Raw genomic sequence first — 14,559 nt, forward strand, 5'->3', positions numbered from 1 at the left:
TGTAAGACGAGTGCAGAATGTGTTTGCCCTGCGCAGGCAGAGATCCTCGTCCTGTTTTGCGGCCGGTCTTTGAGTGGTTCCACGCAATTAGCCCGATTAGCAGGACAAAGACAGAAATCGCAATTGCGAGTACGATCAAATGCTCCATGTTACTCCGGAACTTTCGTTGTCAGCGCCAGCGCGTGCAGCTCTCCATCTGGGCCGTCCATCTTGCCTTTCAAGGCCGCATAGACCGCGCGCTGTTGCTGAACCCGGTTTTTGCCGCGAAAGCTTTCGTCCACGACCATGGCGGACATATGCACGCCGTCGCTGCCGCCGACCTGAATTTCCGCATCGGGAAAGGCTTCGCGCAGCAGGTGTTCGATTTCGTGGGCGCTCATCGGCATGTAGGTCACTCCTGAAGGTCTTTCCCAAGATGTAGAGCGCCAAAGCGGGGCGCGCAAGTGGTCCTGAGACGACAAAACCCGCGCCGGTTCAAGCGCGGGTTTCGTTATTGTTTGCGAAGGCTATATCAGGCGACAGCTTCGGCAAAGCTGCTGCGGAAGGTGGCGCTCAGATCGTCCAACGCAGCCTCGGATCCTCCGATCTTGACTGTCTCGCCGGTGAAACGACCAACCGAGACCAGCGGAACACCTGCTTGACCGGCGGCGATCATCAGTGCCTCGGCCTGATCAAAGTTGCAGGCGACCAGATAGCGCGCTTGATCCTCGCCGAACAGGAACTCGGTCGAGGCATCGTCGAGGCAGACGCCCACGCCTGCCGCCTCGGCCAGCTCAAACGCCGCCAGGGCAAGGCCACCATCGCCCAGATCGGTACAGGCTTTGATCATCTCGCGGTTGGCGCGGATGAAGTCGCCGTTGCGCTTTTCGGCCTCCAGATCGACATGGGGCGCGTCGCCGTCTTCGCGGTTGAATACCTCGGCCAGCAGGGCGGATTGGCCAAGATGACCGTTCGTTTCACCAATGACCAGAGCCACATGGCCCTCGCGAACCTCGTTGCCGATGATGTCATCGGTGTGGGCCAGCAGACCGACCGCGCCGATGGTGGGGGTGGGCAGGATCGCCTGACCGTCGGTCTCGTTATAGAGAGAGACGTTGCCCGATACGATCGGCATGTCCAGCGCGGCGACAGCTTCACCGATACCCTGAATGGCACCGACGAACTGGCCCATGATCTCGGGCTTTTCGGGGTTGCCGAAGTTCAGGTTGTCGGTGGTCGCCAGCGGAGTGGCCCCGACAGAGGTCAGGTTGCGATAGGCTTCCGCCACCGCTTGCTTGCCCCCCTCAATCGGGTTGGCGCGCACATAGCGCGGGGTCACGTCGCTGGTGAAAGCCAGTGCCTTGTCGGTGCCATGCACGCGAACCATGCCCGCACCCAGACCCGGCGTGCGGGCGGTGTCGGCCATCACCATTGTGTCGTATTGTTCATAGACCCATTGCTTGCCCGCATAGTTGGGCGAGGCGAGCAGGGCGCGCAGACCATCGATCGGATCAATCTGAGGCACTTCGGACAGGTCTTCGGCCGCAGGTGTTTCGACCCACGGGCGGTCGTATTCGGGCGCGGTCGAAGACAGTTTCGACAGGACCAGATCAGCTTTGACCTCACCATTGTGGACGATCAGGAAACGGTCCTCGGCAATCGTTTCGCCGACGATGGCAAAGTCGAGGTCCCATTTCTCGAACACGGCGCGGGCCTCGGCTTCCAGCTCGGGCTTGAGGACCATCAGCATCCGTTCCTGAGATTCCGACAGCATCATCTCATAGGCGGTCATGTTCTCTTCTCGCTGGGGGACGTTCTCAAGGTCCAGCCGCACGCCAAGGCCACCCTTGTCGCCCATTTCCACGGCGGAACAGGTCAGGCCCGCAGCGCCCATATCCTGAATCGAGATCACCGCGCCGGTCTGCATCAGCTCCAGCGTCGCCTCCATCAGGCGTTTCTCGGTGAAGGGGTCGCCGACCTGAACGGTGGGGCGCTTTTCTTCGATTGTATCGTCAAACTCGGCCGAGGCCATGGTTGCGCCGCCCACGCCATCGCGGCCGGTTTTGGCCCCCAGATACACAACGGGCATACCGACGCCCGAAGCAGCCGAGTAGAAAATCTTGTCGCTGTCGGCCAGACCGGCGGCAAAGGCGTTCACAAGGCAGTTGCCGTTATAGGCAGGGTGGAACCGGACCTCGCCCCCCACGCAGGGCACACCGAAGCAGTTGCCATAGCCACCGATGCCTTCGACGACGCCGTTCACCAGCTGGCGGGTCTTATGGTGGGCGGGTTCGCCAAAGGACAGCGCGTTCATCGACGCGATGGGCCGCGCGCCCATGGTAAAGACGTCACGCAGGATGCCGCCCACACCGGTCGCCGCGCCCTGATAGGGTTCGATATACGAAGGGTGGTTGTGGCTCTCCATCTTGAACACCACGGCCTGACCGTCGCCAATATCGACCACACCCGCATTCTCACCCGGACCGCAGATCACTTGCGGGCCCGACGTGGGCAGGGTGCGCAGCCATTTCTTGGAGGACTTGTAGGAACAATGCTCGTTCCACATGGCCGAAAAGATGCCCAGTTCGGTAAAGGTCGGCTCGCGCCCGATGATCTCGAGGATCATGTCATATTCGTCGGGCTTGAGCCCATGTGCGGCGATCAGATCGGGTGTGATTGCGGGCTCTTGCATCTTCTGTCCTGTGTCCAAGTGGGCCGAGATTGCGCGCCTTGTAGGGCAAGGATGCGCCCGTGGGAAGGGTCAAGTCAGCGCAGGCGGTACGCGCCAAAGTAAAACGGAACCGACCAGAGGCCGGTTCCGCCTGTTTTGCAGTCAGGTTTTGGCTTAGGCCGGGTTCTGCTGTTGGTTCGCTGCGTCGGCAGCCGCAGCACCAACGGCGGCCTTCTGCTCTTCAGTCAGGTGGTCGGCGTCTTCCAGGCCCGGAATGGCAACACGCACCTCACGGCGGGCAAAGTCGATGCCGTTTTCCTTGAACGAGGCTTTCACCCGGTTGAAGATTTCTTTGCGCAGCGTGAACTGTTTGCCGGGTTTGGCCATAAACTTGCCCCTGATGATCATGCCCACATCGTCGAAATCGAATACACCTTGTGATTTGAAGGGCTGCAGGAACCCGTCTTTATGGGTTTCGTCGGCCATCATCTCGGCTCCGATCTTCTTGAAGATCTTCTTGACCTTGTTGGGATCAGTGTCGAATGGCACGGTGAATTTCAGCTTCATGATGACCCAGTCACGGCTGTAGTTGGTCAGCTTCTGGATTTCACCATAAGGAATGGTGTGGACTGGCCCCCGGTGGTGACGCAGTTGCATGGACCGGATCGAGATCTTTTCGACCGTGCCGGTGGTGCCGCCCACATCGACGTATTCGCCCACGCGGAAAGCGTCATCTACCAGGAAGAAAACCCCTCCAACGATATCTGCAACCAGTTTCTGCGCCCCAAAGCCGATGGCCAGACCCAGAACACCAGCACCTGCCAGCAGTGGTGTAATGTTGATGCCCAACGCGCCCAGCGCCAACAACACAAAGATCACTGCAATAGCGGCCTGCGCGGTTACGCGCAGCAGCGGCAGAACCGTCGCCAGACGCGAGCCACCGGCACCGCCACCTTCACCAGCCTCTTCATCAGGACTTTGACCATTGGCTGTGTGTTCTTTGGCCAGACGGCGGTTGATCCACAGCGATATGACCTCATTAAGTATATAGCCGATGGCGATAATAATGAAGAACTGCACCAGCTTACTACCGGACTCATCTCCGCCGCCAGCGATTTCCTGAAGGTTCAGATCCCACGCGCGTGAGATCATCAAGATGACCAGAATACCGGCCAAAACGCGCCCGATACGGATGTAGCTGCGTTTGGTCGATTTATACGCGCGCTCGGCAACCGGACCTTCACCCAGCATCGGAGGTTGCAAGTGACGCACCAGACCGCGGATCAGCGAATCCAGCGCTGGCGCTATCAGCAGCCAGAACATAGTGGTGAAATGCGCCCCTTGCAGCAGCAGCGATCGAAGAACTGGATCTCGCTGTGCGGCAAGGAATTCAACCAGCAGCCAGATCACCGCCGAAACGCCAATGGCGAAATAGGGGTAATAGTAGGCAACTTCCTCGTCAAACTTGGTATGATCCGGGTCAGTGCCCAGCATCATCTGCGTCAGGCCTTCACGAGCTTTCCAGGCGATGACACCGATATAGACGTGAATGCCTGCGTTCAGCCAGAAACCGATACGGGTTTCGCCGGGGGTGATGCCGTTGAGCGCGTTGAAGTGCACTGTAAACAGCGTCAAACCGATCAGGATCAGCAACCCGATCAGGTTGCGGTGCAGGAATTTAGCCCAATGATCGTCAATGTTGACCAGTCGGTAATGGGGCTGGTTGGGTGCCAGTACGAAACGCGACGCAGCAGCACCTAGACGGGGAACCCAGATCAGATAAAAGACGAAAGGTGCGGCATAAGTGATCTGTTCTGGCGTCATCAATCCACGCCCAACTGCTCGGATCACTACGTAAAACACTACCAGTCCAGCGATTTCTCGGCAAAAGCGGCGGAATAGAAAACGAACAGCTCCCCGCAGGTCGTTGTCTTGGTGCATGCCTGACTTTTCGTGCCATTTCCGCGTCAAGAGGTAGAATATCTTCTCAGCAATGAAACCAACGACCAATACGCTAAGAACAATACCCATCAGGGTCAGGGCACCGGTTGAACCAAATGTGCCGATAAAGTTCTCGGTCGCATGAACCTGAGCGCTGATGAGGTTCGGAATGGTCGTCAACACATGTGTCCACGAGGCAACCATTGCCTCCCAGATAGCATTAAGTTCCTTGATGGGATCCTCGCGGTCAGCGGCCTCGGCGGCGCGTTCCTCTGCTACGGCGTCTAGCCGGTCCAGCAAAATGGCGCGAACCTGGTCGTCTGACATCCGCGCGACCAGATCATCCACCTGTTCAGGCGTCAGGTCTTCGGGAATAGCGACAGGCGTAGTCGGACTGGTTGTGCTGCTTTCTTGTGACAGCACTGGCCCTGACAGGCAAATGACGGAAATGATCGCCAAAATGAGGCGAATGGGGTGAAACATCGAATCTGTCCTCGAACACACGTCTTGATGATTTTTTCGTGATAATAGGGATAAGTGTCAGATTTTCCCAGATGTTTCCCCTGTGGTGTGCAAAAATCTGAAGTTCGAACAAAAAAAAGGCCGAGCACTAAGCTCGGCCGTAGTCCAACAGGGAGGTATGAAGATGATGAGCGTTTCAGCATCACCGTCTTCGAGTGCTCATTTAGGGATCAGTTTATGAACGATCAAGGTGTTTCATGCTGTTGAGTGATCATGCCCGCTATGCTTAAGGCGCATAGCTACAGCTTTCCCAACTGCTTCAACTGTTTACGCTGCGCAATAATCTCGTCCTGAACGAAATCGCGGAACGCGGCCACGCGCTTGGAGTGCCGCAGCTCTTCCGGGTAGGCTAGATAAACGGGGACATCCGCAGTTTCGATATCTGCCAGAAGCGGAACGAGGTGGGGGAAGTCTTGTGTCACGTAGTCTGGCAACACGCCGATGCCCAAATTGTGCAGTACGCCTTGTAGAACACCGAAATAGTTGTTCACCGTCAGCAAAGACCCCGGATTATAAGTCATAAGATGCCGCACCATGGCAGCGCTTGCCCCTGCTTGTGGGGCAGCGGGTGTCTGGCAGATCAGTCGATGGTTGGAAATGTCTTCCAACGTTTGAGGGGTGCCGTTTTCCTCAATGTACTCCTGTGTCGCGTATAGCTGCATCTGAACTGTCATCAGTCTTTTGCGCACCAGATCTGCCTGGCTGGGTTCTTTCATCCGAATGGCCACGTCGGCTTCGCGCATAGGAAGATCCAGAACCCGTTCTTCTAACATCAGGTCAATGTTGAGGTCGGGATACTGTTCGTACAGCTTTGGCAGACGCGGGGCCAACCACAGGGTGCCAAAGCCAAAAGTTGTGGTGACGCGAAGAACACCAAAGACTTCCTCTTCGCTGTCACGAATGCGTGCCGCAGCAGCGTCCAGGCGTTTAGACATGGCCGAGGTTGCGTCAAACAACAACTCACCCTGTTCGGTCAGGATCAGACCACGCGCGTGACGATGAAAAAGAGTCGAATCAAGAGACTCTTCCAGCGCTCGGATTTGTCGACTGACGGCGGATTGCGACAGGTTGAGCCTATCGCCCGCATGGGTCAGGCTGCCCGCATCTGCAACCGCGTGAAATATCCTAAGCTTATCCCAATCCATCGCCGCAACTTTCGTTATCCTTCGGAACGCCTATATGAAATAGGTAACAACTTCTACATTCAAACGGTGAAATCCTTATGTTTTATGGGAAAATCCCTATGCAGGTCATAACTTGTGACCTAAAATGCAAATTAAGATAGCACACTGATCTGACGAGGGGAGGCGTTTGATGAGTAAGCCACAAGTAACTTTGAATGACCGGTTCGATCTGGAAAAGAACCAGGTTTTGTTGAATGGCACCCAAGCGCTGGTGCGTCTGATGCTTATGCAAAAGGCGCGGGATCGTCAGGCCGGGCTGAACACCGCCGGGCTTGTAACCGGCTACCGTGGTTCTCCGCTTGGGGCGGTTGATCAACAGATGATGCGCGCCCAAAAGCAATTGGCCGAAAGCGATGTCACCTTTCAATACGGTTTAAACGAAGATTTGGCTGCAACAGCTTTGTGGGGCAGTCAGCAAGCGGGCCTTCGAGGGGATGGCAAGTTTGATGGGGTTTTCGGTCTTTGGTACGGAAAAGGGCCCGGAGTGGACCGTTCCGGCGACGTGATGCGCCACGCCAACATGGCGGGCACTGCGACCCATGGCGGCGTATTGATGGCTATGGGGGATGACCATACCGGTGAAAGCTCGACCGTGCTGCATCAGTCAGAATGGTCGCTGGTTGACATGTATATGCCGATCGTCAGCCCCGCAGGCGTACAGGAAATTCTGGATTATGGTGTTTATGGCTTTGCTCTTAGCCGGTTTGCCGGGGTTTGGGTCGGTCTAAAGACCATGAAGGACACGATCGAGGTCACCTCGGTCGTGGATGGCAGCGCAGACCGGATGTCCGTTGTCGTCCCTGACTTTGACATGCCACAGGACGGGTTGAACATCAGGCTGGTGGACACGCCGCACCTGCAAGAGGCGCGACTGATAGACTACAAACGCTTCGCGGCCGAGACGTTCTCGCGCGCCAACAAGATGGACAAACGTGTCTGGGGCAAACCTGGCGCAAAAATCGGGTTTGTTGCCGCAGGCAAGAACTGGTTGGATTTGGCCCATGCGCTGTCCCTTCTGAACATCGATGAAGCCGAGGCCGAGCGTTTGGGCATCACGACATACAAGGTGGGCCAGACATTCCCATTGGACATGGCCGGGTTCCACGATTGGGCAGAAGGTCTGGATCTGATCGTAATCGTCGAAGAAAAGCGCAAGCTGATCGAGGTTCAGGTTAAAGAGGCAATCTTTGACGACCGTCGGGGGCGTCGTGTTTATGGCTGGTACAAGGGCGGTGCGGGTACTCTGCATCGCGAAGAACTGTTCCCGACCCGAGGGGCATTGGACCCCAACATGATCGCTGAAAAGCTTGGCGAAATTCTGATTGAGGAAGGCCGTGACACCGATGGTGTTCGCGCCGGATTGGCCAAGTTGTCCGAGGCCCGGCGTGCCGACAACGCGGAGGAGATCGCAACGCGTCTGCCGTATTTCTGTTCGGGCTGCCCGCATAACAGTTCGACCAAGGTGCCGGATGGAAGCCGGGCCTATGCCGGGATCGGGTGCCACTACATGGTCCAGTGGATGGACCGCAGCACCTCGGGCTTTACGCAGATGGGTGGAGAAGGGGCCAACTGGATCGGGGAAGAGCCGTTCTCGACCACGGATCATGTTTTCCAGAACCTTGGCGACGGAACTTATAACCACTCGGGCGTTCAAGCGATCCGCGCGGCCCTGTCTGCAGGCACCAACATCACGTTCAAAATCCTGTTCAACGATGCCGTCGCGATGACAGGTGGTCAGGGAAATGAAGGCGATCTGACCGCGGAACGGATCGTGGCAGAGGTTAAGGCTATGGGCGTCAAAAACGTCGCGCTGGTCTATGATGAAAAGGAAGATGTGAACTTCAAAGCCTTGCCGGCAGGTGTCGAAACACATGAACGCGCCGAGCTGATGCAGGTTCAGGAAAAATTGCGCGGTGTCGAAGGTGTCTCGGTCCTGGTTTATGTACAGACCTGTGCCGCCGAAAAGCGCCGCCGTCGTAAGCGCGGCACCTTTCCTGACCCCGACAAGCGGGTATTTATCAACACCGATATCTGCGAAGGTTGCGGTGATTGCGGCGTTCAGTCGAACTGTGTGTCGATTGTGCCCAAAGAGACTGAACTCGGCCGGAAGCGCGCGATCGACCAGTCCAGTTGCAACAAAGACTTCTCCTGTCTCAAAGGGTTCTGCCCATCCTTCGTGACGCTGGAAGGCGCAAAAATCCGCAAGGAGGCAACGACCGAGATCGACCTGCCAGACCTTCCGATGCCGACACTGCCTAAGATCAATGGCACGCATAACGTGGTCATCACGGGTATCGGCGGCACGGGTGTTGTCACGCTCGGTGCTGTTTTGGCGCAGGCCGCGCAGATCGACGGCAAAGGAGCCGGGATGATGGAGATGGCCGGGCTGGCGCAAAAAGGGGGCGCCGTACACATCCATTGCCGTCTGGCCAACCGGCCTGAAGATATCAGCGCCATCCGCGTCGCCACAGGAGAAGCCGATGCGCTGATAGGTGGTGATCTGGTGGTCTCTGCCGGGGCCAAGACACTGGGATTGACCCGGTCGGGGCAAACTGGTGCCGTCGTCAACAGCCACGAAACGGTCACTGGTGATTTCACACGCGACACCAAGTTCCGGATTCCGGGTGATCGTCTGGAACTGGCTTTACAGGCGCGGTTGAAAGAGGATGTCTCGCTGTTCGACGCAACTGATCTGGCGCGGGCAGTGATGGGCGACTCGATCTATTCCAACATGATGGTGTTCGGGGCTGCGTGGCAGCGTGGTTTACTTCCGATCAGCCATTCGGCTGTCCTTCAGGCGATCGAACTGAACGGAACGGCTGTAGAGCGAAACAAGCGGGCTTTTGATATCGGTCGCTGGGCGGTTCTGTATCCGGAAAAGGTTGCGGAAATCCTGCGGCCCAGTGTGGCTGAACTACCCAAGACACTGGATCAAATGATCAGTTTTCGCGCCGATCACCTGACCGCTTATCAAAGCGCGCGGCTCGCGAAACGGTATCGCAGACTGGTCGAAACATTCGAAGATAAGGATGTCCGTGAAGCCGTTGCAAAAGGGTATCATAAGCTGCTGTCTTATAAGGATGAATACGAGGTAGCGCGTCTTTTGTTGTCCAGCCGCGAAAAAGCGGAGGCAGAATTCGATGGTGACTTCAAGATGACGTTCCACCTCGCGCCGCCGATCCTTGGTGGTACAGGCCCGGATGGTCGGCCGCGCAAAAGAGCTTATGGCGAGTGGATGCTGAGGCCATTGAAGCTGATGACCCGGCTGAAGGCCTTGCGTGGGACGCCCCTGGATATATTCGGGTACAGTGCAGAACGCCGAATGGAACGCGCTCTGATCAAGCAATACGAGCGTGATCTCAAAGAGATCACTCCGTTGATCAGTTCTGAGACCCGCGATGCCGTCATCGCTTTGGCCGAACTGCCACTGGATATTCGCGGCTTCGGCCCGGTGCTTCAGGAAAACGAAGCCAAGGCAGCGAAACGCCGAGAGGAACTTTTGTCGACGATCCGTAGCGGAGGGCCCAATTTGCGCGCAGCGGCCGAGTAAATCGTCACAACACTGTCACTATCACTAGGCAAGATTGTTAGCCGCACATAAATTGCAGGCAGCAAGTTTCGGAGACAGCCATGCCCTCGCGCCGCCACGTCGCTCGTGACATTTCTTATGCCCATTCCGCCGAAACGAAAGGCGGACGGATGGTGATCAAACTGATGGAGAATACCACAGGTCGCATGCGCCTGATCAAGCGTGCGGATGGGTACGAGCACGAGGTCGCGCAGGGGCGCGATTTCTGGTCGGTTATGGTGGACCGGTATGGTTTGTCGCTGGATTTGGTTGGGGGCGCGTTGTCCAACATCCCTCAGACCGGCCCGCTGATCCTGATCGCCAACCATCCTTACGGCATTCTGGATGGGATGATGATGGGCCACATCCTGTCTCAGGCTCGGGGCGATTTCCGCATACTGGCCCATCGCGTATTCCGCAAAGCCGAAGATTTGAACCGCATTATCCTGCCGATCTCGTTCGATGAGACGAAAGAGGCGATGAAGCTGAATCTGGATACTCGCAAAACCGCGCTGAACTATTTAGGTGAGGGTGGCGCAATCGGGATTTTCCCCGGCGGCACGGTTAGCACCGGGGTCAAACCGTTCTCATATCCCATGGATCCGGGTTGGCGCGGGTTTACGGCGCGCATGGTCGCCAAGTCGAACGCAACGGTGGTGCCGGTGTTTTTTGACGGCCACACCTCGCGCCTGTTTCAGGTCGCCAGCCATCTGCACAACACTTTGCGTATGGGCTTATTGATCAAAGAGTTCAAAAAGCGCGTCGACACTCCGGTCAAAGTGGTGATCGGAGAGCCCATCGGCCGCGACGTTTTGGACCCTCTGGCCAAGGACACGCGCAAGATGATGGATTTCCTGCGCAAAGCCACGTATGAGCTGTCTCCAACGCCGTTAGAGTCTTATGACTACGGCTATGAGTTTGAGGAACGGCATCGCGCCTGAAGGGGCTAATGGCAGTAGGTATTTTTGATTCTGGTTTGGGCGGTCTGACCGTTCTGGACGCCGCGCAGAAACGTCTGCCGGACTTGGATTTCCTGTACTACGCGGACAGTGCGCATGCGCCGTACGGCGTGCGGGACGCACAGAACATCTATGAGCTTACACGCGGCGCGGTGAATGAGCTTTGGAACCGGGGCTGTGATCTGGTGATTCTGGCCTGCAACACGGCCAGCGCCGCGGCTCTGCGCCGGATGCAGGAAGAGGGCGTGCCCGAGGGCAAGCGAGTGCTGGGCGTCTTTGTGCCTTTGATCGAGGCGTTGACCGAACGGCAATGGGGCGACAACAGCCCTCCGCGCGAGGTTGCGGTCAAGCATGTGGCGCTGTTTGCAACGCCTGCGACGGTCTCTAGCCGCGCGTTCCAACGCGAACTGGCTTTCCGCGCCATCGGTGTCGATGTCGAGGCGCAAGCCTGCGGCGGTGTGGTCGATGCCATCGAAGACGGCGATATGATCCTGGCCGAAGCGCTAGTGCGCAGCCATGTGGATGCGCTCAAACGTAAAATGCCCGAGCCGCAGGCGGCTATTCTGGGCTGCACGCACTATCCGCTGATGGCTGATCAGTTTCAGGCCGCGCTGGGGGAAGACGTGCAGGTTTTCAGTCAGGGCGCATTGGTCGCCGAAAGCCTTGCGGATTATCTGGAGCGCCATCCGAACATGCAGGGCACCGGGCCGGGCGGCTTCCTGACAACCGGCAAGCCCGCCACGGTCAGCGACCGCGCAACACAGTTCCTGCGACGACAAATCACGTTCGAGGCTGTCTGACTTAGGTCAAGGACGCCCAGCCTTGTGCTGATTTATTCCCAGACCGTCGCATCGGCGGTCGTGACATGTGACACCACGCAAACAAGAGGTCTGACATGACCCATAAAATCGCAATTCTAGGAGCTTCGGGCTATACAGGCGCTGAACTGGTACGGCTGATTGCCGAACACCCCAACATGGAAATCGCCGCGTTGGCCGCGGAGCGGAAGGCCGGGATGACCATGGCGCAGGTCTTTCCGCATCTGCGCCACATGGACCTGCCCACCCTGTGCAAGATTTCCGAAATCGACTTTTCGCAGATCGACCTGTGTTTCTGTGCCTTACCGCATAAGACCAGTCAGGGAGTGATCCGCGATCTGCCCAAGACCCTCAAGATCATCGACTTGTCCGCCGATTTCCGTCTGCGTGATCCGGCGGAATATGAAAAGTGGTACGGCAACCCCCATGCCGCTCTGGCGCAGCAGGATGAGGCCGTGTACGGCCTGACCGAGTTCTACCGCGAAGACATCCGCAGCGCCCGTCTGGTTGCGGGCACTGGCTGTAACGCGGCGACGGGGCAATATGTGCTGCGCCCGCTGATCTCGGCCAATGTGATTGATCTGGATGACATCATTCTGGATCTTAAGTGCGCAGTGTCCGGCGCGGGGCGGTCGCTCAAGGAAAACCTGCTACACGCCGAACTTAGCGAGGGGTACAACGCCTATGCCGTCGGTGGAACGCACCGGCATTTGGGAGAGTTTGATCAAGAATTCTCGGCATTGGCAGGCCGTCCGGTCAAGGTTCAGTTCACGCCGCATCTGGTGCCCGCGAACCGGGGGATTCTGGCCACCACTTATGTCAAAGGCGATCCGGCCAGCGTGTACGAGGCGTTGACCAAGACCTATGAAAACGAACCCTTTATCCAGATGCTACCCTTTGGCGAGACGCCATCGACCCACCACGTGCGGGGCTCGAATTTTTGCCATATCGGTGTCGTGGGCGACCGGATCGAACGTCGCGCGATCGTGATCGGTGCTCTGGATAACCTGACAAAAGGTAGCAGTGGCCAAGCCTTGCAGAACGCCAACCTGATGTTAGGTGAAGCTGAAACAACGGGCCTGATGATGGCCCCTCTGTTCCCATGAGGATATCATGAAGTCGCTCAAGAAACGCCGTCGCGTACAGATTATTCTGCTGGCAGTCGTGGCCCTTGTGTCATCTACAGCATTGATCGGTTGGGCTTTGCAGGACGGTATCAACTTTTTCCGCTCGCCTAGCGAGGTGATCGCAGAGCCGCCAAAATCCACCGAAGTGTTCCGGATTGGCGGTTTGGTCGAAGAGGGCTCGATCGTGCGCGGGCAGGGCGAAACGGTGACATTTGTCGTAACCGATGGCGGGGAAAGTGTACCAGTCGCTTTCACTGGCGTTTTGCCGGACTTGTTTGAAGAAAACCAGGGTATGATCGGGACCGGTTCTTATGTGAATGGCGTATTCGAGGCGACCGAAATTCTTGCCAAACACGATGAAACCTACATGCCCAAAGAGGTTGTGGACGCGCTGAAGGAGCAAGGCGTGTATGTGGAGCCGAGCGAAGGCTGACCCCTCGAATAGATAAAAGTGTTATAGGGCGTTGCGGTAGCAGCGCCCTTTTTCGTAGATCGCTCTTAACTCAGAGACTGCAGCCTTTGTGCGAATTCAAGCGGAGGATGCAATGCAGACGGTTCAAGAGATCGCGACTGATATCGTATCGCGCGAAGGTGGCTTTGTAGACGACCCGGATGATCCGGGCGGAGTGACAAAATACGGTGTCACGATCCACACAATGCGGCGTTTGGGGCTGGACTTGACCGGCGATGGATTCGTTACACGCCAAGACGTCAAGCGTCTCTCCAAAACGCAGGCAGTCGATATTTTCGTGTCTCACTATTTCAACGGCCCAAGACTGGGCATGTTGCCAGAGGTACTGCAACCGTCTGTCTTTGACATGTACGTCAACGCTGGCGCGCAAGCGGTTAAAATACTTCAATATCTTCTGAGGAAAATGGATTTTAAGGTCACAGTGGACGGTGTTGTCGGACCACAGACTGCGAAGGCCAGCAAGACTGCCGCGCAACCGGATCCGATTGCTTTGCGAGACGCGTACGGAGTGGCACGTCGGAATTATTATTTCCGGATTGCCGATGGCCGCGTTGCTTCGCGGAAATACGCGCGCACGCTGTCTGGACACAAGGGTGGGTGGATTCGCAGAGCAGAGGAATTTGTCTCTCCGGGGTACCACCTGAGCGATGCGGAATTTCAACAGAGAGTTGCGGGATGGGATTGATCTCGGGTTTTATGTCGTTCCTTTTTGGTGACGGAAGGAATGTCGTTCGCGAAACTGCCGAAGTGTTTCGTGAAAATGCGGAAAAAGGTGCCGAACGGGACCTGTCGCTTCGACAGCAGGCAATGGTTCAGTTCGGTGCTGAGTATGCCGTGCCGCGCAAGGGTGGTTTCGACCGTTTTATGGACGGCCTGAACCGATTGCCGCGTCCTGCTCTGGCGCTTGGTACGCTTGCGCTATTTGTGGCGGCAATGGTGGACCCCCTTTGGTTTGCGGCGCGGATGCAGGGCATCGCCCTTGTGCCTGAACCGCTGTGGTGGCTTTTGGGGGTAATTGTTTCGTTCTATTTCGGCGCGCGGCACCAGGCCAAAATGCAGGACTGGCAACGCGAGCTTTCGGCGACAGTGCGGCGCGCGCCTGTAGTTGCGCAGAATATCGCGGAACTCAGACATATGCGGGCGAAGTCCGTTGGCGCGGCTGATCCGGGGACCGATGTAACCCTTGCCGAGCACGCGCTGAACCCTGACGAAAACCGGGCACTGGACGATTGGAGGCGCGCCCGCACGGCATGAGCCGCGACACTATGTGCGCCTTCGGGACGCGAAAGTTATTGGTGCTTCCTTCGCAACGGGATTA

General features: G+C 57.2%; 11 protein-coding genes. 7 read left to right on the forward strand and 4 right to left on the reverse strand.

Annotation, left to right across the window (positions count from 1 at the left end):
- Positions 1-149: 149 nt before the first annotated feature.
- The 4 genes from J7380_RS17155 to J7380_RS17170 all read right to left on the reverse strand — a co-directional run bounded on the left by J7380_RS17155 (position 150) and on the right by J7380_RS17170 (position 6,258).
- The gene (locus J7380_RS17155; RefSeq protein ID WP_170354080.1) at positions 150-386 is read right to left on the reverse strand and encodes a BolA/IbaG family iron-sulfur metabolism protein; all 237 of its coding nucleotides are present in this window, start codon (positions 384-386) and stop codon (positions 150-152) included.
- Positions 387-511: 125 nt separating this feature from the next.
- Positions 512-2,671: a phosphoribosylformylglycinamidine synthase subunit PurL gene (gene purL / locus J7380_RS17160; RefSeq protein ID WP_209196939.1), complete on the reverse strand. Its 2,160-nt coding sequence runs from the start codon at positions 2,669-2,671 to the stop codon at positions 512-514.
- 153 nt (positions 2,672-2,824) lie between these two features.
- The gene (locus tag J7380_RS17165) at positions 2,825-5,074 is read right to left on the reverse strand and encodes a mechanosensitive ion channel family protein (RefSeq protein ID WP_209196940.1); all 2,250 of its coding nucleotides are present in this window, start codon (positions 5,072-5,074) and stop codon (positions 2,825-2,827) included.
- A 278-nt stretch (positions 5,075-5,352) separates the two neighbouring features.
- Positions 5,353-6,258 carry a LysR family transcriptional regulator gene (locus tag J7380_RS17170; protein WP_170354083.1) on the reverse strand — a complete coding sequence of 302 codons (906 nt, stop codon included), beginning with the start codon at positions 6,256-6,258 and terminating at the stop codon, positions 5,353-5,355.
- Positions 6,259-6,427: 169 nt separating this feature from the next.
- Between J7380_RS17170 and J7380_RS17175 the strand changes: the two genes are divergently transcribed.
- The 7 genes from J7380_RS17175 to J7380_RS17205 all read left to right on the forward strand — a co-directional run bounded on the left by J7380_RS17175 (position 6,428) and on the right by J7380_RS17205 (position 14,495).
- On the forward strand, positions 6,428-9,847 hold the full coding sequence (locus tag J7380_RS17175) for an indolepyruvate ferredoxin oxidoreductase family protein (RefSeq protein ID WP_209196941.1): 3,420 nt from the start codon (positions 6,428-6,430) through the stop codon (positions 9,845-9,847).
- Between the two features lie 80 nt (positions 9,848-9,927).
- Complete coding sequence (locus J7380_RS17180; protein WP_209196942.1) at positions 9,928-10,806, forward strand: lysophospholipid acyltransferase family protein; 879 nt, start codon at positions 9,928-9,930, stop codon at positions 10,804-10,806.
- Positions 10,807-10,814: 8 nt separating this feature from the next.
- The gene (murI, locus tag J7380_RS17185) at positions 10,815-11,624 is read left to right on the forward strand and encodes a glutamate racemase (protein WP_209196943.1); all 810 of its coding nucleotides are present in this window, start codon (positions 10,815-10,817) and stop codon (positions 11,622-11,624) included.
- Positions 11,625-11,719: 95 nt separating this feature from the next.
- Positions 11,720-12,748 (forward strand): N-acetyl-gamma-glutamyl-phosphate reductase, encoded by a 1,029-nt coding sequence (gene argC, locus J7380_RS17190; protein WP_209196944.1) that lies wholly within the window; start codon positions 11,720-11,722, stop codon positions 12,746-12,748.
- A 7-nt stretch (positions 12,749-12,755) separates the two neighbouring features.
- The gene (gene ccmE, locus J7380_RS17195; protein ID WP_170354088.1) at positions 12,756-13,202 is read left to right on the forward strand and encodes a cytochrome c maturation protein CcmE; all 447 of its coding nucleotides are present in this window, start codon (positions 12,756-12,758) and stop codon (positions 13,200-13,202) included.
- Between the two features lie 112 nt (positions 13,203-13,314).
- Complete coding sequence (locus J7380_RS17200) at positions 13,315-13,926, forward strand: holin-associated N-acetylmuramidase (protein WP_209196945.1); 612 nt, start codon at positions 13,315-13,317, stop codon at positions 13,924-13,926.
- Entirely contained in the window at positions 13,917-14,495 is a 579-nt protein-coding gene (locus J7380_RS17205; RefSeq protein WP_209196946.1) for a holin family protein, read from the forward strand. The genes J7380_RS17200 and J7380_RS17205 overlap by 10 nt, the downstream gene beginning before the upstream one ends.
- Positions 14,496-14,559: the final 64 nt, after the last annotated feature.

The organism is Ruegeria sp. R8_1 (assembly GCF_017743815.1).
GTDB classification, from domain to species: domain Bacteria; phylum Pseudomonadota; class Alphaproteobacteria; order Rhodobacterales; family Rhodobacteraceae; genus Ruegeria; species Ruegeria lacuscaerulensis_A.

What these genes read in the sequence shown, in the direction of transcription:
- argC (WP_209196944.1), top strand. Translation starts at nt 11,720, where the DNA reads ATGACCCATAAAATCGCAATTCTAGGAGCTTCGGGCTATACAGGCGCT.
- J7380_RS17165 (WP_209196940.1), bottom strand. Translation starts at nt 5,074, where the DNA reads ATGTTTCACCCCATTCGCCTCATTTTGGCGATCATTTCCGTCATTTGC.
- J7380_RS17175 (WP_209196941.1), top strand. Translation starts at nt 6,428, where the DNA reads ATGAGTAAGCCACAAGTAACTTTGAATGACCGGTTCGATCTGGAAAAG.
- J7380_RS17200 (WP_209196945.1), top strand. Translation starts at nt 13,315, where the DNA reads ATGCAGACGGTTCAAGAGATCGCGACTGATATCGTATCGCGCGAAGGT.
- purL (WP_209196939.1), bottom strand. Translation starts at nt 2,671, where the DNA reads ATGCAAGAGCCCGCAATCACACCCGATCTGATCGCCGCACATGGGCTC.
- J7380_RS17155 (WP_170354080.1), bottom strand. Translation starts at nt 386, where the DNA reads ATGCCGATGAGCGCCCACGAAATCGAACACCTGCTGCGCGAAGCCTTT.
- ccmE (WP_170354088.1), top strand. Translation starts at nt 12,756, where the DNA reads ATGAAGTCGCTCAAGAAACGCCGTCGCGTACAGATTATTCTGCTGGCA.
- murI (WP_209196943.1), top strand. Translation starts at nt 10,815, where the DNA reads ATGGCAGTAGGTATTTTTGATTCTGGTTTGGGCGGTCTGACCGTTCTG.
- J7380_RS17180 (WP_209196942.1), top strand. Translation starts at nt 9,928, where the DNA reads ATGCCCTCGCGCCGCCACGTCGCTCGTGACATTTCTTATGCCCATTCC.
- J7380_RS17170 (WP_170354083.1), bottom strand. Translation starts at nt 6,258, where the DNA reads ATGGATTGGGATAAGCTTAGGATATTTCACGCGGTTGCAGATGCGGGC.
- J7380_RS17205 (WP_209196946.1), top strand. Translation starts at nt 13,917, where the DNA reads ATGGGATTGATCTCGGGTTTTATGTCGTTCCTTTTTGGTGACGGAAGG.